The 17,317-nt window shown below is 70.6% G+C and carries 20 protein-coding genes; 7 read left to right on the top strand and 13 right to left on the bottom strand.

Going from position 1 to position 17,317, the window contains the following annotated elements; genetic code table 11:
- Nucleotides 1-21 precede the first annotated feature (21 nt).
- The 5 genes from cysS to LMU33_RS33045 all read right to left on the bottom strand — a co-directional run bounded on the left by cysS (nt 22) and on the right by LMU33_RS33045 (nt 3,976).
- Entirely contained in the window at nt 22-1,422 is a 1,401-nt protein-coding gene (cysS, locus tag LMU33_RS33065) for a cysteine--tRNA ligase (RefSeq protein WP_228624468.1), read from the bottom strand.
- Between the two features lie 45 nt (nt 1,423-1,467).
- On the bottom strand, nt 1,468-1,872 hold the full coding sequence (locus LMU33_RS33060) for a PPOX class F420-dependent oxidoreductase (protein WP_228624467.1): 405 nt from the start codon (nt 1,870-1,872) through the stop codon (nt 1,468-1,470).
- Nucleotides 1,873-1,959: 87 nt separating this feature from the next.
- Nucleotides 1,960-2,451 (bottom strand): 2-C-methyl-D-erythritol 2,4-cyclodiphosphate synthase, encoded by a 492-nt coding sequence (ispF, locus tag LMU33_RS33055; protein WP_228624466.1) that lies wholly within the window; start codon nt 2,449-2,451, stop codon nt 1,960-1,962.
- The gene (gene ispD, locus LMU33_RS33050) at nt 2,441-3,193 is read right to left on the bottom strand and encodes a 2-C-methyl-D-erythritol 4-phosphate cytidylyltransferase (protein ID WP_228624465.1); all 753 of its coding nucleotides are present in this window, start codon (nt 3,191-3,193) and stop codon (nt 2,441-2,443) included. The genes ispF and ispD overlap by 11 nt, the downstream gene beginning before the upstream one ends.
- A 300-nt stretch (nt 3,194-3,493) precedes the next feature.
- Entirely contained in the window at nt 3,494-3,976 is a 483-nt protein-coding gene (locus tag LMU33_RS33045; RefSeq protein ID WP_003953493.1) for a CarD family transcriptional regulator, read from the bottom strand.
- Between the two features lie 628 nt (nt 3,977-4,604).
- Between LMU33_RS33045 and LMU33_RS33040 the strand changes: the two genes are divergently transcribed.
- Nucleotides 4,605-5,288: a copper chaperone PCu(A)C domain-containing protein gene (locus LMU33_RS33040; RefSeq protein ID WP_228624464.1), complete on the top strand. Its 684-nt coding sequence runs from the start codon at nt 4,605-4,607 to the stop codon at nt 5,286-5,288.
- A 109-nt stretch (nt 5,289-5,397) separates the two neighbouring features.
- On the opposite strand, the gene phoP is transcribed toward LMU33_RS33040, so the two are convergent.
- Nucleotides 5,398-6,069: a two-component system response regulator PhoP gene (gene phoP / locus LMU33_RS33035; protein WP_467163958.1), complete on the bottom strand. Its 672-nt coding sequence runs from the start codon at nt 6,067-6,069 to the stop codon at nt 5,398-5,400.
- 5 nt (nt 6,070-6,074) lie between these two features.
- Entirely contained in the window at nt 6,075-7,334 is a 1,260-nt protein-coding gene (phoR, locus tag LMU33_RS33030; protein ID WP_228624463.1) for a two-component system sensor histidine kinase PhoR, read from the bottom strand.
- A 180-nt stretch (nt 7,335-7,514) separates the two neighbouring features.
- Between phoR and phoU the strand changes: the two genes are divergently transcribed.
- Together phoU and LMU33_RS33020 are read left to right on the top strand one after the other, a co-directional pair.
- Nucleotides 7,515-8,204: a phosphate signaling complex protein PhoU gene (gene phoU / locus LMU33_RS33025; RefSeq protein ID WP_228624462.1), complete on the top strand. Its 690-nt coding sequence runs from the start codon at nt 7,515-7,517 to the stop codon at nt 8,202-8,204.
- A gap of 107 nt (nt 8,205-8,311) precedes the next feature.
- Nucleotides 8,312-8,467 (top strand): hypothetical protein, encoded by a 156-nt coding sequence (locus LMU33_RS33020; protein WP_228624461.1) that lies wholly within the window; start codon nt 8,312-8,314, stop codon nt 8,465-8,467.
- Between the two features lie 122 nt (nt 8,468-8,589).
- Here LMU33_RS33020 and LMU33_RS33015 read toward each other — a convergent pair whose 3' ends face one another.
- The 3 genes from LMU33_RS33015 to LMU33_RS33005 form a co-directional block, all read right to left on the bottom strand.
- The gene (locus tag LMU33_RS33015; protein WP_228624460.1) at nt 8,590-9,756 is read right to left on the bottom strand and encodes a GAF and ANTAR domain-containing protein; all 1,167 of its coding nucleotides are present in this window, start codon (nt 9,754-9,756) and stop codon (nt 8,590-8,592) included.
- A gap of 69 nt (nt 9,757-9,825) precedes the next feature.
- Entirely contained in the window at nt 9,826-10,626 is an 801-nt protein-coding gene (locus LMU33_RS33010) for a GAF domain-containing protein (RefSeq protein ID WP_228624459.1), read from the bottom strand.
- Complete coding sequence (locus tag LMU33_RS33005) at nt 10,616-11,494, bottom strand: GAF and ANTAR domain-containing protein (RefSeq protein WP_228624458.1); 879 nt, start codon at nt 11,492-11,494, stop codon at nt 10,616-10,618. Before LMU33_RS33005 ends, LMU33_RS33010 begins: the two co-directional genes overlap by 11 nt.
- 272 nt (nt 11,495-11,766) lie before the next feature.
- On the opposite strand from LMU33_RS33005, the gene LMU33_RS33000 reads away from it, so the two are divergent.
- Complete coding sequence (locus LMU33_RS33000) at nt 11,767-12,378, top strand: LuxR C-terminal-related transcriptional regulator (protein ID WP_228624457.1); 612 nt, start codon at nt 11,767-11,769, stop codon at nt 12,376-12,378.
- A gap of 319 nt (nt 12,379-12,697) precedes the next feature.
- Here LMU33_RS33000 and LMU33_RS32995 read toward each other — a convergent pair whose 3' ends face one another.
- Nucleotides 12,698-13,147, bottom strand: coding sequence for a hypothetical protein (locus LMU33_RS32995; RefSeq protein WP_228624456.1), 450 nt, complete (start codon nt 13,145-13,147; stop codon nt 12,698-12,700).
- Between the two features lie 446 nt (nt 13,148-13,593).
- Here LMU33_RS32995 and LMU33_RS32990 point away from each other — a divergent pair, with 446 nt between their 5' ends.
- Nucleotides 13,594-14,187 (top strand): DUF4352 domain-containing protein, encoded by a 594-nt coding sequence (locus LMU33_RS32990; RefSeq protein ID WP_228624455.1) that lies wholly within the window; start codon nt 13,594-13,596, stop codon nt 14,185-14,187.
- A gap of 113 nt (nt 14,188-14,300) precedes the next feature.
- Complete coding sequence (locus LMU33_RS32985; RefSeq protein ID WP_228624454.1) at nt 14,301-14,729, top strand: VOC family protein; 429 nt, start codon at nt 14,301-14,303, stop codon at nt 14,727-14,729.
- A 69-nt stretch (nt 14,730-14,798) separates the two neighbouring features.
- Here LMU33_RS32985 and LMU33_RS32980 read toward each other — a convergent pair whose 3' ends face one another.
- Nucleotides 14,799-15,560: a phosphoglyceromutase gene (locus LMU33_RS32980; RefSeq protein WP_228624453.1), complete on the bottom strand. Its 762-nt coding sequence runs from the start codon at nt 15,558-15,560 to the stop codon at nt 14,799-14,801.
- A 151-nt stretch (nt 15,561-15,711) separates the two neighbouring features.
- Here LMU33_RS32980 and LMU33_RS32975 point away from each other — a divergent pair, with 151 nt between their 5' ends.
- On the top strand, nt 15,712-16,965 hold the full coding sequence (locus tag LMU33_RS32975; RefSeq protein ID WP_228624452.1) for an MDR family MFS transporter: 1,254 nt from the start codon (nt 15,712-15,714) through the stop codon (nt 16,963-16,965).
- Between the two features lie 90 nt (nt 16,966-17,055).
- On the opposite strand, the gene LMU33_RS32970 is transcribed toward LMU33_RS32975, so the two are convergent.
- Entirely contained in the window at nt 17,056-17,301 is a 246-nt protein-coding gene (locus LMU33_RS32970; protein WP_228624451.1) for a hypothetical protein, read from the bottom strand.
- Between the last annotated feature and the right edge of the window lie 16 nt (nt 17,302-17,317).

The raw sequence follows: 17,317 nt of genomic DNA, 5'->3' as shown, positions 1-17,317 counted from the left end.
AATCGATCAAGGGCCGGGGGCCTACCGGGACCCGAGGGTCCAGCGCGGGCCCTGCGAGCTGTCCTCGATGACCAGGCCCGACTGGTTCAGCTGGTCGCGGATGGCGTCGGCGGTGGCCCAGTCCTTGCGGGCGCGGGCGGACTCGCGCTGGTCGAGGACGAGCCGGACGAGGCTGTCGACAACGCCGTGCAGATCCTCGCCCTTGTCGGACTCCCCCGCCCACTGCTCGTCGAGCGGGTCGAGGCCGAGGACGGCGAGCATGGCCCGTACCTCGGCGAGGCGGGCGACCGCGGCGTCCTTGTCGTCGGCGGCCAGCGCGCTGTTGCCCTGCCGGACGGTGGTGTGCACGACGGCGAGGGCCTGCGGGACGCCCAGGTCGTCGTCCATCGCCTCGGCGAAGGCGGGCGGTACCTCGGCGGCCGGTTCGACGGTCTTGCCGGCCAGCTCGGTCACGCGCTGCACGAAGCCCTCGATCCGCGCGAACGCCGACTCGGCCTCGCGCAGCGACTCCTCGCTGTACTCGATCATCGAGCGGTAGTGCGGGGTGCCGAGGTAGTAGCGCAGCACGATCGGCCGCCACCGCTTGACCATCTCGCTCACGAGCACGCTGTTGCCGAGCGACTTGGACATCTTGTCGCCGGCCATGGTCACCCAGGCGTTGTGCACCCAGTACTGCGCGAAGTCGTCGCCGTAGGCCTTGGCCTGGGCGATCTCGTTCTCGTGGTGCGGGAAGATCAGGTCGAGGCCGCCGCCGTGGATGTCGAAGGCGGTGCCCAGGTACTTGTGCGCCATGGCCGAGCACTCCAGGTGCCAGCCGGGGCGGCCCTCTCCCCACGGCGTCGGCCACGTCGGCTCGCCCGGCTTCGCCGCCTTCCACATGGCGAAGTCGCGCGGGTCCCGCTTGCCGGTCTCGCCCTCGCCGGACGGCTGGAGCAGGTTGTCCAGCTCCTGCCGGGACAGCTCCAGGTACCGCGGGAAGGACCGTACGTCGAAGTAGACGTTGCCGTCGGCCGCGTAGGCGTGCCCGCGGTCGATGAGGCGCTGCATCATCTCGACCATCTCGGTGATGTGGCCGGTGGCGCGCGGCTCGTAGGTCGGCGGCAGGCAGCCGAGGGCGGTGTAGCCCTCGTTGAACGCGCGTTCGTTCTCGTACCCGATCGACCACCAGGGCCGGCCCTGCTCCTGGGCCTTGGTGATGATCTTGTCGTCGATGTCCGTGACGTTCCTGACGAAGGTCACGTCATAGCCGCGGTAGGTGAACCACCGGCGCATGATGTCGAAGTTGAGGCCCGACCGGATGTGCCCGATGTGGGGTGCGGCCTGCACGGTGGCGCCACACAGGTAGATCGAGACACAGCCCGGCGTGAGCGGGGTGAAGTCACGGATCTGCCGGGCGCTGGTGTCGTACAGGCGAATGGTCACCACTCCAGGGTAGTGGGCGCCGGATGGTGCCTCGTCCCGCTTGCCTCAGAACATGCCCACGACCTTCTCCGGGGTCACCCTGACGATCACACGGTCGGCGTCGTTGGCGGAGGCGGGGTTGAACTCCGCGTACTTCTTGCCGGTGTACTTCAGTGACAGTTCGTCGATCAGTTCCTCGGCGCCCTGTGTGTCGAGTTCCGCGGTGCCCCGGATCTCTCCGTATGAGTACGGCATCTCGGGGTCCTGGACGACGACGCTCACCCGGGGGTCGCGGTCGAGGTTCTTCTTCTTGCGGCGGTCGACGGTCGTGGAGAACAGGATCTGGTCGCCGTCCCGCTTCACCCACACCGGGGACAGCTGCGGGCGGCCGTCCGGCTGGATCGTGCCGACCACGATGAATACGGGACCGTCGAGCAGGGACTTGAGCCGGTCGGGCAGGGCGGCGGGCATGGGTACCTCCTTAAGTCGGCGGTGACTCTGCGGGTACCCTCGCACGCTCTTCGCTCACCCGCACCACGAGCGGCGCCGGCGACGGCCTCAGCCCGTACGGGCCACCAGTGCCGTCGCCACCGCCATCAGGCCCTCCTCGCGGCCCGGGAAGCCGAGGCCGTCCGTCGTGGCGCCCGAGACGGAGACGGGCGCGCCGGCCGCCTCGGAGAGGATCTTCTGGGCCTCGTCCCGGCGCTTGCCGATCTTCGGGCGGGGGCCGACCACCTGGACGGCGATGTTGCCGATGGTGAAGCCGGCGTCGCGGACGATCCGGGCGGCCTCCGTCAGGAGGGTCACCCCGGACGCGCCGGACCATTCGGGGCGGCCGGTGCCGAAGTGCTGTCCCAGGTCACCGAGGCCGGCGGCGGAGAAGAGGGCGTTGCAGGCGGCGTGGGCGACGACGTCCGCGTCGGAGTGCCCGGCCAGGCCGGGTCCCTCGCCCTCCCACCGCAGGCCCGCGCACCACAGCTCGCGGCCCTCCTCGAAGGCGTGGATGTCGGTGCCGATGCCCACCTGCGGCAACAGGTGCTCAGAAGCCATCGTTCAGCCTCCTGCGGGCCAGGACCGCCTCGGCGAGGACCAGGTCGAGGGGGCGGGTGACCTTGAAGGCCTCCTCGTGCCCGGGGACGGCGACGACCGTCAGGCCCAGCTGCTCGACCATGCTCGCGTCGTCGGTGACGTTGTCGGTGACCGTCTCGTGGGCGCGGATCAGGGTCGCCCGGTCGAAGCCCTGGGGTGTCTGTACCGCGCGCAGGCGGGCCCGCTCCGGGGTGGCGACGACCGGCTCGGGCTCGCCGGCCTCGGCGGCGGGCTCGACCTCCTTGACGGTGTCGGCCAGCGGGAGCGCGGGCACGACGGCGGGGGCGCCCGCGCGAACGGCCTCGATGACGGCGTCGACCGTGTCGACCGGGACGAGGGGGCGGGCGGCGTCGTGGACGAGGACGACGCCGTACTCGGGGGGGAGCGCGTCGAGGCCGAGCCTGACCGATTCCTGGCGCGTGTCCCCGCCGGGGACGACCAGGAAGTCGGTGCGCTCGGGCAGGGCGTGCGCGTCGAGCAGGGACTTGACCTCGGCGGCGCCGTCCGGCGGGGCCACGACGATCACCAGGGAGACATGGCGGGACGCGGCGAGCGCGCGGACCGCGTGGATGAGCATGGGCGTGCCGTTGAGCGCGCGGAGCGCCTTGGGGGCGCCCGGACCGAGGCGTACGCCCCGGCCGGCGGCCGGAATCACGGCGGCGACGGGGGTCTGCGCGGGCGAAGGGCGCGATTCGTCAGACATCGGTTCCTGTCAGGTTTGTGTGCTCGACCTAGGTGGGTATGGCCTGGAGGAGTGCCGGGCGCGACGCCTTGACCGGACCCTTTCCGTGACCCTGGTCGAGCCATCCGCCCGGGCCCGGCACGTCAAGTATCGGGGGGCTTTCTCCACTGGGCTCCACCGGCCTCCCCGAGGCACACCCTCGCGCGGGGACGAACATGCCGCAGCGCCCGGCGACATGGTCCGTGTCATCGGGCACCGCGGCATTTCACTGCGCTGAACGTGCTGAGCGTGTCGGAGGCGAAGGTTCGCCGCCGTGGCGCGTCAGGAGGCGAGCACCTCGTCGAGCAGGGCCTCGGCCTTGTCCTCGTTCGTGTTCTCCGCGAGAGCCAGCTCGCTCACCAGGATCTGGCGGGCCTTGGCGAGCATGCGCTTCTCACCGGCGGAGAGCCCTCGCTCGCGCTCACGACGCCACAGGTCACGCACGACTTCCGCGACCTTGATGACATCGCCGGAGGCGAGCTTCTCCAGGTTTGCCTTGTAACGACGGGACCAGTTCGTGGGCTCCTCGGCATACGGCGCGCGCAGCACCTCGAAGACCCGGTCCAGCCCGTCCTGACCGACCACATCACGCACGCCCACGAACTCAGCATTGTCCGCTGGCACACGTACCGTCAGGTCACCCTGGGCGACCTTCAGCACCAAGTAGGTCTTGTCCACGCCTTTGATCTGGCGAGTTTCGATGGCCTCGATCAGCGCGGCCCCGTGATGGGGATAGACCACGGTGTCGCCAACCTTGAACGTCATGTGACAGGTACCCCTTCCGTGGCTATCCAGGGTAACACGGATACGGCGTGTTCTGAATGGCGTTTTCGCAGGTCAGGGCATATCTCGGGGCTTGACAACTGCGACAGGAACGTGCTGTGAGGCGCCTGCGGAAGCGGGAATTCGCAGGTGGGAGGGGCTCTGCGGGCGAGGTGAAACACGTGCGTCACACACCCCGGGAGCCGTCTCCAAGTGGATGAACGTCCCGATTTGTCCGCTTCCAAGCGTACGACTTCCGCTACTCCGTTCGGTGACCCGAGGCCGATCCGGGCGGATTCCGGAATTGATCAACGGTTGCCGGGAGGGGTGCACGTGATCAATATCCGGGGCGGTCATCGGGGCGGTCATCGAGGGCTCGCGCATTCCTTCACGGAAATTTTGCGAGTGGTTATGTGAATGGCGGACGAGCACTCGGCAAAGTGACTGGAGAGTCACCTGTGACAGCAGAGACGCAGGGTTCCCCGGTACCTCCAGCCGGAGGGAAGCCGAGTGCTTGGGGAGGGTCGGGTGCGGCGGCCCGGGAACGGCTCGGTAACCTATGGCCGCTGACAGACACTTAGGGTGGCTTTATCAGGGGAGCCGCCCGCGCGTTCAAGGAGTTGCCGCCGCCGTGAGCAGCAGCCTTCGACGCGGCGCCCTCGCCGCCTCCGCCATCGTCTTCTCGATCGCCTCGCTCGCCGCCTGCGGTGCCGGAAACGACTCGCAGACTCTGCAGGTCAAGCCGGACAACGCGGCGACCAGCGTCGGCAACATCAAGGTCCAGAACGCCACGATCATCACCCAGCCCGACCTGAAGTCGACGGGCCCCGCGGTGATCTCCGCGACCCTGTTCAACACGGGCGACACCGACGAGACCCTGCAGTCCGTCGCCATCCCGGGCAGCACCGAGACCGTGACGCTGACCCCGGCCAAGGGCGGCAGCCTGACCGTCCCGGCGCACGGCTCCCTGCTCCTCGGCGGCAAGGGCAACGCCTCCGCCGAGATCCCCAGCGGCCGGCAGTCCGTGCAGGACGGCAACGCCCAGAAGGTGACCTTCACCTTCAGCAAGACCGGTGACGTGAGCCTGCGCGCCTTCGTGGTGCCGGCCGCCAGCTACTTCGACAAGTGGGGCCCGAGCCAGATCCCGACCGCCTCGGCGTCCGTCTCCCCGGCCCCCGGCGCCACCGCCTCCGGCAGCGCCAAGCCGGGCAAGCACGGCAAGGCCAGCCCGTCGGCGACCGCGAGCAGGAGCGCGACGGCCGGCGCGGGCGCGACCCCGGGCGACTCCGCCTCCCAGTCGGCCACCGGCCAGTGAGCAGCCGTACGAGCCGCTGAGCAGACGTACGCACGAGGGCGGCACCCCGGCTCGGGGTGCCGCCCTTCGTCGTACGGCCGGTGCGGCCGGTGGTGCCGGTGGATACGGCTTACGGCTCGAACTTGTAGCCCAGCCCCCGGACCGTCACCAGGTACCGCGGCGCGCCCGGGTCCGGCTCGATCTTGGCGCGCAGGCGCTTGACGTGGACGTCGAGGGTCTTGGTGTCGCCCACGTAGTCGGCGCCCCAGACGCGGTCGATGAGCTGCATGCGGGTCAGGACGCGGCCGGCGTTGCGCAGGAGCATCTCCAGCAGGTCGAACTCCTTCAGCGGGAGGTCGACCTTGGAGCCGGAGACGGTGACCACGTGGCGGTCGACGTCCATGCGGACCGGGCCCGCCTCCAGCGCGGCCGGGGCGACCTCCTCCGGCTCGCCGCGGCGGCGCAGGACGGCACGGATGCGGGCGACCAGCTCACGGGAGGAGAAGGGCTTGGTGACGTAGTCGTCGGCTCCTATCTCCAGGCCGACGACCTTGTCGATCTCGCTGTCCTTGGCCGTCACCATGATCACGGGGACGTTGGAGCGGCCGCGTAGCTGGCGGCACACCTCCGTGCCGGGCAGCCCCGGCAGCATCAGGTCGAGGAGGACGAGGTCGGCGCCGTTGCGCTCGAACTCGTCGAGTCCGTCGGGGCCGGTGGCCGCCACGGCCACCTCGAAGCCCTCCTTGCGGAGCATGTACGACAGGGCGTCGGAGAAGGACTCCTCGTCCTCGACGACGAGCACTCGGGTCACGGAAGGACCTCCGGGGCGGGAAGCGGTTCGTACGGGGATGAGTCGGGGGCACCGCCGTCCTCGTCTTCTTCATCGAGGTCGGGGTGCTGTTGTGCGCGGTCGCGGGCCGCGCCCGCCTCCGGCAGCCTGAGGGTGAAAGTGGAGCCCTGGCCTTCGGCGCTCCAGACCGTGACCTCCCCGCCGTGCGAGGCGACCACGTGCTTGACGATCGCGAGACCGAGACCGGTGCCTCCGGTGGCCCGCGAGCGGGCCGGGTCGACGCGGTAGAAGCGCTCGAAGATGCGCTCCTTGTCCTTGTCGGAGATGCCGATGCCCTGGTCCGTCACGGCGAGCTCGATCATGTCGCCGCCGGGTGCGCTGACCCGGCGGGCGGCTATGCCGACGCGGGTGCGGGCCGGGGAGTAGTTCACGGCGTTCTCCACCAGGTTGCCGAGGGCCGCCGCGAGCTGTCCGCGGTTGCCCCAGACGTGCAGGTCGGCGGTGCCGCCCGCGGCCATGGTGATCTGCTTGGTGCCGGCCTGGTGGCGGCAGCGGTCGACGGCCTCGGCGACCAGCTCGTCCACGCGGACGGGCTCGGCGTCCTCCAGCGGGTCGTCGTTCTGCACCCGGGAGAGGTCGATCAGCTCCTGGACCAGGTTGGTCAGGCGGGTCGCCTCGATCTGCATACGGCCCGCGAAGCGCTGTACGGCCTCGGGGTCGTCGGAGGCGTCCATGACCGCCTCGGACAGGAGGGAGAGCGCGCCGACGGGCGTCTTCAGCTCATGGCTGACGTTCGCCACGAAGTCACGTCGTACGGCCTCGATCCGCCGGGCCTCGGTCAGGTCCTCGACCAGCAGCAGGACCAGGCGGGAGCCGAGCGGGGCCACACGCGCGGAGACGGCGAGGGCCTCGCCCCGTCCGGTGCCGCGCCGGGGCAGGTCCAGCTCGACCTGTCGTATCTCGCCGTCGCGTCTGGTGTCCCTCGCCATCTGCAGCATGGGCTCGATGGCGAGCTTGCCGCCGCGGACCAGCCCGAGGGCGTAGGCGGCGGAGCTGGCCTTGACGACGGCGTCGGCCTCGTCGAGGACGACGGCCGAGGAACGGAGCACGGACAGTACGGTGTCCACGCCGGGCGGGAGTACGGGATCGGTGTGCAAAGAAGTCCTGGTCGGTCGCTTCTGGTCGCGTTCGCTCCAACGGAACGCCAGCATGGCGATGACGCCGGTGAGCACTCCGGCGATCGCTGCCGCTGCGGCGACCGCCGCGTTCACGTCCATGCATCCAGGTTAAGCAGGCCCTACGACATGACCACAGCCGTCCAGGTGGGACCTCGGACACTCGTCGCCCAGAGTTCACCTTGGGGCCAGGATTGGTTCATTTGGGGTGGCGGAAACGGACGCGTGCGGGACAGAACGTGGGAGCGTGGGGACCAAGCACACCTATGAGAGGGAACCCTGATGCGGGACGCGTACCACGAGGAACTTGACTCGATCGGCGACGGTCTGGTGGAGATGGCCCGGCTGGTCGGGTCGGCGATCGGGCGCGCCACGACCGCCATCCTTGACGCCGACCTGAAGCTGGCCGAGAGCGTGATCGAGGCCGACCAGAAGGTCGACGAGCTCCAGCACGACCTGGAGGCCCGGGCCATAGCCCTGCTCGCCCGGCAGCAGCCGGTGGCGACCGACCTGCGGATCGTCGTCACCTCGCTGCGCATGTCCGCCGACCTGGAGCGGTCCGGCGACCTCGCCCAGCACGTGGCGAAGCTGGCCCGGCTGCGCTTCCCCGCGCGCGCGGTGCCGAACGACCTGCACGCCACGATCCTGGAGATGGGCCAGCTCGCGCAGCGCCTGATGGCGAAGGCGGCCGAGGTGATCATCACCAAGGACGTCGACCTCGCGCTGCAGCTGGAGCAGGACGACGACGAGATGGACCTGCTGCACCGCACCCTGTTCCAGCACCTGATCGACGAGCGCTGGAAGCACGGCATCGAGACCGCGGTGGACGTCACCCTGCTCGGCCGCTACTACGAGCGCTACGCCGACCACGCCGTGGCCGTCGCCAAGCGCGTCGTCTACCTGGTCACGGGCGAGCACGCGGACGAGCTGCAGTCGGACATCCAGCCGGTGACGGGGGTCGAGGGCGCGTAACCCTCCGAGGAGGGGCGCGGGAGCGCCTCCGTGCGCCGTTGATGCGCCCAGGGAAGCGGGCATGCACTAGGCGAGGGCATCCCTGCCCCAGCGTCTAGGAGGGACCCATGGCCGATTCCCCCAGCACCACGCCCGACCCCACGCAGGAGCGCGAGACCGACCAGCCCGCCGAGACCAGGAGCCTTGCGCTGATCGGCGCGTGCGGCTGCGGCTCGGGCTGCAGTTGCGGGTGCCAGTCGGGCGCACCCTGCCAGTGCGGCTGAGCGGCCGTACGTCGTCGTAGAGCCGGTGTCGTACGGCGTGCCGGCAGGAACGGGTGCCGTAGGGCCGGTGTGAACTCGATTCACACCGGCCCTTTCCGTGTACGGCGGTCCACGGAGGCTGGTCACGCCCGTTGCGCACGCCCGTGCAGATCCTCCAGGGCGTCCCGGACGGTGGTCGTCCGGTGCCAGTCCAGCCACGCCCCGGCCTCCCGGGCGACCCGGTCCAGCGCACCGAGTTCGGCCCCGGTGTAGGCGTGGCCGGGCTGGTCGTGGTGGGTGGAGAACACGCCCTGCGGCCGGCCCGCCGAACCCGGGATCGGCGTGCACTGCAGCGAGCGGCTGTGGGCGGCGAGCATCACGGCACGAGAGGTCTCGTCGAAGTCCGGCGCGGTGGCGACGTCGTCGACGACGACCCGTGCGCGTTTGCGCGCCGCGTTCCCGCAGGCGGTGGCGCTGCCGTCGGTCACGGCGAAGAAGTGCACGAACTCCGTGGAGAAACCGCAGTGGGACTCCAGCCACAGCGTGTCGTCGCTCGCGTCGATGAGCTGCACGTCGGCCATGCCCGTGCGGGTGATCGCGCAGACGGCGTCCCGGAGCGCGTCGAGGAACACCGCCAGCGACGGCGGCCGCTCCCCCGTGCGGCCGACGAAACCGACGGCGGGCGGCGGAAGCCGGATACGGCCGGGGAACCAGGGCTCGCCGGCGCACGGCGGCGGCGCCTGGGCGAGGGCCGCGGCGAGCCGGACGGTGCCGAGTCCGTGCTCGCGTCCCACCGCCTGGAGCAGGGCGGCGGCGCCGCGGGCGCTGCGCAGGCCGTAGCGCTCCATGAGGATCCCGTGCGCGCGGGCGACCAGGGCGTGCACGAGCAGTTCGTGGCGCAGCTCCACGGCGTACGGGCGCAGGTGGGGGCCGTCCGGTGCGGCGGCCGAGGTGAGGAAGACGCTCAGGGCGTCGGACACCGTGGGATACAGCCCGCACCCGGTGCCGCCGGGCGGCCGCGCCCGGGCCAGAGCGGCGTCGGCCTCGGCGGGGCAGGCGGCGAGGAAGAGCATGCGCCCGTGCTCGGCGGCGCCCTCGGCGAACCGGTAGAGGGCCCGCGCGGCGGCGGGCGACAGCCGGCGCAGTCCGCTCAGGTCGAGGATGAGCTGGGTGAGCCCGGGAGCGCGCAGCGCGGCGACCAGGCCGGCACCGGAGTCGGCGTCGCCGGACAGCGCGAGTACGGTCAGCCTGCCGGTCGCCAGTCCGGGCACGGCCAGTTCAGCCACGGTCCGGCAGGTGAAGTGCTCCATCTCGGGCCCCTGCCTGCACGCCACAGGACCGCCCGGATCCCGCGGCTCGGCCCCTCTCCAGCGTAAGTCTCACGGCGAGGGGGCGTCAGCCCTCCGGGTCTCCGTCTCGGCCTCTGCCTCTGTCCCCTCTGCCTCTGTCTCTGGCTCTGCGTCGAGGACGGCGTCGGCAGTCAGGACCCGCTGGACCAGGGCGTGCGCGGTGTCCACCAGGCGGTGGCGGCGGCCGTCGGCGTAGGCGCGCAGGGCCGCGCGGGCCTCGGCCGGGGAGAGTTCACCGGCCTCGGCGAGCATCCCCGTGGCCATGTCGACGGCGGCCTTGGCGGCGAGGGCGGCCTGGACGCGGCTGCTGACGTCGGTGGGGCGCAGCCGCTCCGGGCGCCAGTTGACCAGCGCGACGGCCGTGACGTCGGTGAGCGCTTGGGCCAGCCCCAGCTCCAGCGGGGGCAGACCGCCCGGCCGGCGCAGCAGGAGGTTGACGGCGCCGACGGTCTGCTGGTGGACGCGCAGGGGCAGCGCGTGCAGGGAGTGGTATCCGCACCGTACGGCGAAGGGGGCGACGTGCGGCCAGCGGTCGCCGCTGTGCTCCAGGTCCGGGGCGTCGACCCGGCGGCACTCGCGGAAGCTGTCCAGGCAGGGCCCCTCGTCGGCCTGGAGCTGGAAGAACTCCAGCGCCTCCGCTTCCTCGTCGGTGACCGCCAGGCTGCGCAGATCGCCGCGGCCGGAGACGACCAGGACGCCGACCGCGTCGGCTCCGGTGATGTCGATGCAGGTGCGTGCCAGGCGCTCGACCAGCATCACCGGATCGATGTCGTCGGCCAGGGAGTCGGCCAGCCCGACGAGCGCCTCGGCGAGCTGTTGTTCACGGCCCATCACCGTTCACCGTCCTTCCCTCGTCCCCGCCGTCACGCCCGTCCTCGCCGGCGTAGTCCCTCCGGCCACCGGCGTCGTCCGCCTCCGCCTCGTTCTGGAAGCGGAGCTTGCGGGCCAGGACCTCGCGGGCCAGCTGGCTGACCGTACGGCCCTCGGCGTACGCGCGGGCCCGCAGCCGGTCCAGGGCCTGTTCGGGGTCCAGGTCCAGCTGCACCATCACCATGCCGACCGCCTGGTAGACCTCGGTGTGGTCGGCCTCGGAGGCCGTCACCCAGGACGCTACCTCGTCCTCCGTGCCCGCTTCGGCGATGTCGTGGCCGACCGCCTGCAGGCTCATCAGCGCGTAGGTGACCGCGTCCCGGACCCACAGCGCGGTCCGCATGTCCTGCGCGGTCAGCCCACCGGGGCGTTCGCTGTACAGGTCGAGGGTGCCGATGGCGGCACCGCTGACGCCGAGCGGCAACGAGAAGACGGCGCGGACGCCGAGGGCCACGGCCTCGTGCGCGAAGATCGGCCAGCGGCGGGCGTCGCGGCCGTCGCCGAGGTCGGCCGCGACGACGGGGGCGCCCTGGTCGAGAGCGGTCTGACACGGTCCGTCGCCCACGGTGTACTGCAGCTCGGCGAGCCGGGCGGCGACCCGGTCACTGGCGCACCAGGTGACGCGTACGCCCTTCCCGCCGGAGATCGACACGGAGGAACCGCTGATGGGCAGCAGCCGTACGCACGCCTCGCACAGGGCGCCCGGTACCGCCTGCGGGTCATCGATGCCCCGCGCGGCGGCGGCCAGCGTCTCCCTGACCCACAGCCGTACCCTGCCGTCCGGCGGCACACCACCACCGGCCGGTCCGTCCGACCGCTCGGGCGCCATGATCATCACCCCCGTCGCGGCGCGCCGTCAGCACACATGATCCACCAGTATCCCGTCCGCCACCCCTGGACCGACTGCTTCACACACCGGGTTCCCACCCCTGTGAGAACTCACCCGGTACGGGCCTCCGGTTGGGTCAGTCCGGCGGGCGAGGGCGGTTCCGGCCCTGGATGCTGGGATGACCGTGGCCTGCCACCCGGTTGCCCAGCCGGCGTCCGCCCGTGGCCGGCCCCCTGACCACGGGGACCTGGATGAGCCGAGAACCGACGTGTGTGGCGGTCGTCTCCGACTGCCCGCTCCTTCTGCACGGTCTGATCCGCGTCGTCGACAGTGCGCCGGAGCTGCGGCGGCTGCTCGGGGCGGGCACCAACGGCGCACCGCCGCACGAGGTCGGCGAGGCGGAGGTGGTCCTGCTCAATCTGCGGGTCCCCGTCCGGGAGATCTGCGACCAGGTGGTCCGGCTGCACGAGAAGGGCCGCCGGGTGGTCGTGCTGTCGGCCGCCGCGACGCAGACCGACCTCGTGCTGCTCCTCGAGGCCGGGGCCCGGGGGTATGTGAGTCAGTGGGCGAGGGAGGAAGAACTGCTGACCGCGCTGCGTACCGTCGCCTCTGGCCGCAGCTATTTCTCGACCAGCTTTTTCGGCGACCTCGACGTTCACAGGAATCCACCGCGTATCACCGACCGGGAGCAGCAGATTCTGCAACTCGTCGCGAACGGTGCCACCGACCGGGAAATCGCCGCTGAATTGAATATCAGCGAACACACCGTGCATTCCCATCTGGACCGGTTGTGCAGCAAGACCGGTTACCGCCGCCGGGCCGACCTCACGCGGCTCGCGCTGAGGCGGGGGATGGCGGCCGTCGAACCGGCCGAGGAGGGGTAGTTCTCCCCACACCGGCTGGGTTGTTCTGCCTCTGGTTGTTCCGCGGAACGGCAGCGATCCTCGAGTACGTCCCGTGTGAACCGAAACCAGGGTTTGGGAAAATGGACAACAAACTCAGGAAAATGTGTGTCGCGGTGACGGCCTCCTCCTGCCTCGCGGCAGGCGCCTGGGGCATTTCGGCGACGGACGCAGGTGCGACGTCGAAGTCACCCGCTCGCACGCCCACCGCCAAGGTCATCAAGTGCTACCGGACGCACAAGAATCCGAAGAAAATCGTCTGCTACGAGGTCAGGAAGCGGCGTGTGCACCACAACGGCGGCTACGTCTTCGTGATCGTCCTCGTGCAGGTCCCCACCCCGAAGAATCCGCCCACGGTCATCGTCGTTCCGTCGCTGCCGAAGCCGACCACGACCTCGCCGGCGCCGTCCTCGACCTCGCCGAAACCGAACTCGAGTTCACCCAAGACAGGCTCCACGTCACCATCGTCGAGCCCCACCACGAGCCCCACCACCAGCCCCACCACCAGCCCCACCACCAGCCCCACCACCAGCCCCACCACCAGCCCCACCACGAGCCCCACCACGAGCCCCACCTCGGGCTCCGGCACGCCGACCACCGGTACGCCGACCACCGGGGAGACCACCGGTGGGGCGACCACCAGCCCAACGGGCACCGAGTCGCCGACCGGCGGCGCCACGGACACCGGAGCGCCCAGCGCGACGGACACCGGTGCGCCCTCAGCGACGGAGACCGGCGGAGCCACGGACACCGGAGCGCCCTCAGCGACGGAGACCGGCGGAGCCACGGACACCGGAGCGCCCAGCGCACCGGACACCGGCGGCGCGAACACCGGTGGCGCTGAGACCGGTGGCGCGAACACCGGTGGCGCTGAGACCGGTGGCGCCGACAACGGAGGCGCGAACACCGGCGGCGCCGACAACGGTGGCGCGAACAACGGTGGCGCCGACAACGGAGGCGCCGACAACGGAGGCGCGGACAACGGAGGCGCCGGCAACGGTGGCTGAGCAGCACCTCCAGAGCCCTGCCCGGACCTGAGCCCAGCCTCAGGCCCGGGCAGCGGTGCGCATGCACACCCCGGACGACGAATGCACCTACCGGGTTGCTCCAAGCCCCGAACTTTTTTCGATGTGGCGTGCAACCATGCAAGCCCTTCACGGGTCCTCCACATGCAATCCACAGAACCCTGGGGGGATCTTGTACAACCGCACCCGCATCAGAATCGTCGCCACCGTCGCCGCTGCCGGCATCGCCGCACTCGGCCTCACCGCCTGCAAATCCGGCGACGGCGGCACCGTCACGAACAAGCCCAAGACGTCGGCGAGCAAGCCCGGCGGCAAGAAGCCGGCCGCCAAGAAGACCGCCGCACCCGATGTCGCCAAGGCCGGCGACACCATCTCGCTCAAGGGCATGGAGGACGGCAGCAAGCTCGACGTCACCGTCGTCAAGGTCGCCGACCCGGCGAAGTCCAGCGACGAGTTCACCACGCCCGACTCCGGCAAGCGGTTCGTCGGCGTCCAGTTCAAGCTGGTCAACACGGGTACCGCGACCTACACCGACAGCCCCGGCAACGGTGCCCAGATCACCGACGCCGACGGCCAGCAGTTCGAAACCACCTTCGCCGACATCACCGCGGGCCCCTCCATGTCCAGCGACGTGAGGCTGAAGCCCGGCGCCAAGGCGTTGGGGTGGCTCGTCTTCGAAGTCCCCAAGACCTCCAAGGCGGCCACCGTGCAGTTCACCATGGACTCCGGAATGGCCGACCAGACCGGCGAATGGAAGCTGTCCTGACCCCAACCGGCGACCCGCCCGGCAACCGGCACCCCTGCCGACACGAACCCGCAGGCAGGGGGCCGGCACCCTGGGGGGTTTCGTTGAAGAGCACGCGCCAATACGGTGGCCCGGTGACGTCGATCAAGAAGTTCCAGGTCACCTTCGACTGCGCAGAACCGGAGCGCCTCGCCCGCTTCTGGTGCGAGGTGCTGGGGTACGTCGTACCGCCGCCGCCCGAGGGTTTTGCCACGTGGGACGATTTCAAGCGCTCGCAGCCACCCGAGCAGCAGGACGCGTGGTTCGCCTGCATCGACCCCTCAGGCGTGGGTCCGCGACTGTACTTCCAGCGCGTCCCCGAAGGGAAGGCCGCCAAGAACCGGGTACACCTTGACGTGCGGGTCGGCACCGGACTCGTGGGTGCAGAGCGCCTCGCCGCACTCGAGGCCGAGTGCGCGCGGCTGGTCCCGCTCGGGGCCGTACATGTGCGAACGCTGTACGACGGCAATGATGCGTGCATCCCGATGCTGGACATCGAGGGCAACGAGTTCTGCATCGACTGAGAGTGCCCAGGCCGTGAAAATGCCCCTGGCCTGCGTCGAAAACGCAGACCAGGGGCAGGATCACGTGACCTACTTCTTCTTGCCCTGGTTCTTGACCGCCTCGATCGCCGCTGCGGCCGCCTCGGGGTCGAGGTACTTGCCGCCGGCGGTGACCGGCTTGAAGTTCTCGTCCAGCTCGTAGTACAGCGGGATGCCCGTCGGGATGTTCAGGCCCGCGATGTCGGCGTCGGAGATGCCGTCCAGGTGCTTGACCAGGGCGCGCAGCGAGTTGCCGTGGGCCGCGACCAGGACCGTGCGGCCGGCCAGGAGGTCGGGGACGATGTCGTCGAACCAGTACGGAAGCATCCGGTGGACGACGTCCTTCAGGCACTCCGTCTTCGGGCGCAGCTCGGGCGGGAGCGTGGCGTAGCGCGGGTCGTCGAACTGGGAGAACTCCGAGTCGTCCGCGAGCGGGGGCGGCGGGGTGTCGTACGAGCGGCGCCAGAGCATGAACTGCTCCTCGCCGAACTCGGCCAGCGTGGCCGCCTTGTCCTTGCCCTGGAGGGCGCCGTAGTGGCGTTCGTTCAGGCGCCAGCTGCGGTGGACCGGGATCCAGTGGCGGTCCGCGGCCTCGAGGGCCAGCTGGGCCGTGCGGATCGCGCGCTTCTGGAGGGACGTGTGGACCACGTCGGGGAGGAGGTCGGCGTCCTTCAGGAGCTCGCCACCGCGGACTGCCTCCTTCTCGCCCTTCTCGTTGAGGTTGACGTCCACCCAGCCGGTGAACAGGTTCTTCGCGTTCCACTCGCTCTCGCCGTGGCGGAGGAGGATCAGCTTGTACGGTGCGTCGGCCATGAGTCAGAGCGTAATCCACGCGTTCGGAGCACCGTCCCGGCCGACCGGTGGGTGGACCGCCCACGGCATCTGTTAATTGAGTGGCCGGCGGAAGATCCCCGTCTGTAAGTTGTGCTTGCCGCGCGAGCCACTTACCACTGGGGGTCTTGTCATGTTCGCCACCCGTCTCCGACGTGCCGCCCGGGAGAGCGTCTCCGGGCTACCCCGTGAGTTCTGGTGGCTGTGGACCAGCACCCTCGTCAACCGGCTCGGCGCCTTCGTGGCCACCTTCATGGCCCTCTACCTCACCCTCGACCGCGGCTACTCCGCCTCCTACGCCGGTCTCGTCGCCTCGCTGCACGGGCTGGGCGGCGTCGTCTCCTCGCTGGGCGGCGGGGTGATGGCCGACCGGCTCGGCAGGCGGCCGACCCTGCTCATCGCCCAGTCGGCCACGGCCGTCTCCGTCGCGGTGCTCGGCTTCATGACGGGCCCCGTCGCCATCGCCGCGGTCGCCTTCCTCGTCGGCATGGCCTCCAACGCCTCGCGGCCCGCCGTACAGGCGATGATGGCCGACATCGTCCGGCCCGAGGACCGGGTGCGGGCCTTCTCCCTCAACTACTGGGCCATCAACCTCGGGTTCGCCGTCTCCTCCATGGCCGCCGGGTTCATCGCCGAGTTCAGCTATCTCGCCGGCTTCCTCATCGAGGCCGGGATGACCCTGGCCTGCGCGCTCGTCGTCTTCCTCAAGGTGCCGGAGTCCCGGCCGACGGCACACGTGAAGGAGAAGGACGGCGCCGTCGGTCTCGGCACCGTGCTGCGGGACGGGCGGTACATGGCCGTCGTCGGGCTGTCCTTCCTGGTCGCCCTCGTCTTCCAGCAGGGGTCCGTGGGACTGCCGGTGGCCATGGGGCGGGCCGGGTTCTCGCCCGCCGACTACGGCGTCGCCATCGCCGTCAACGGCATCCTGATCGTCGCCCTGCAGATCCCGGTCACCCGGTTCATCGAGCACCGCGACCCGCGCACCCTGCTGGTCGTCTCCTCGCTGCTCGCCGGCTACGGCTTCGGGCTCACGGCCTTCGCCGGCTCGGTCGGCGTCTTCATGGTCACCGTGTGCGTCTGGACCCTCGCCGAGATCGTCAACGCCCCGACCCAGACCGGACTCGTGGTCCGGCTGTCCCCCGTGCACGGGCGCGGCCGCTACCAGGGCGTGTACACGCTGTCCTGGTCCGTCGCCGCGCTGGTCGCCCCGCTGATGTCCGGCGCGGTGATCGACCGCTGGGGCGCGGAGTGGCTGTGGGGAATGTGCGCGGTGGTGGGGACGGTCGCGGGGGCGGGGTACGGGGTGCTCATGCGGGGGCTGCCGAAGGAGAGCCCGGCGATGACGTCCCCGCGGGCGGACACCGGGCCCGAGGTCCGTACCGCCTGAGAGAGTCGTCCCCTGCCGAAACCCGGCCACTCCCCGCCCCGCGCCGAGAACATCACAGGACGGGGCGGGAAGTGGGGCACGACGCCGCCGTCAGCTGCCGTCGGTCCGATCGAAAATGGATCCGACCTTGCCGAAACCGGACGAGCCCTGGCCGGGAGACATGCCCTGGCCGGGATCGGACGAGCCGTGGGAGGTGTTCCCGAAATCACCTCCGACGCTGCTCGTCCCTCCGACGTTCCCCATGTCGTCGTTGTCGTCGGCGAGGGCCTGGGCCGCGCCTCCGAGCAGAACGGTTCCGGCCAGAGCGATGGCGGCCAGCACGGTACGTGCACGCATAAGCGTCTCCTTCGGT

Source organism: Streptomyces barringtoniae (assembly GCF_020819595.1).
In the GTDB taxonomy this organism is placed as follows: Bacteria; Actinomycetota; Actinomycetes; order Streptomycetales; family Streptomycetaceae; genus Streptomyces; species Streptomyces barringtoniae.
This window is presented reverse-complemented; position numbering and strand designations above follow the sequence as displayed.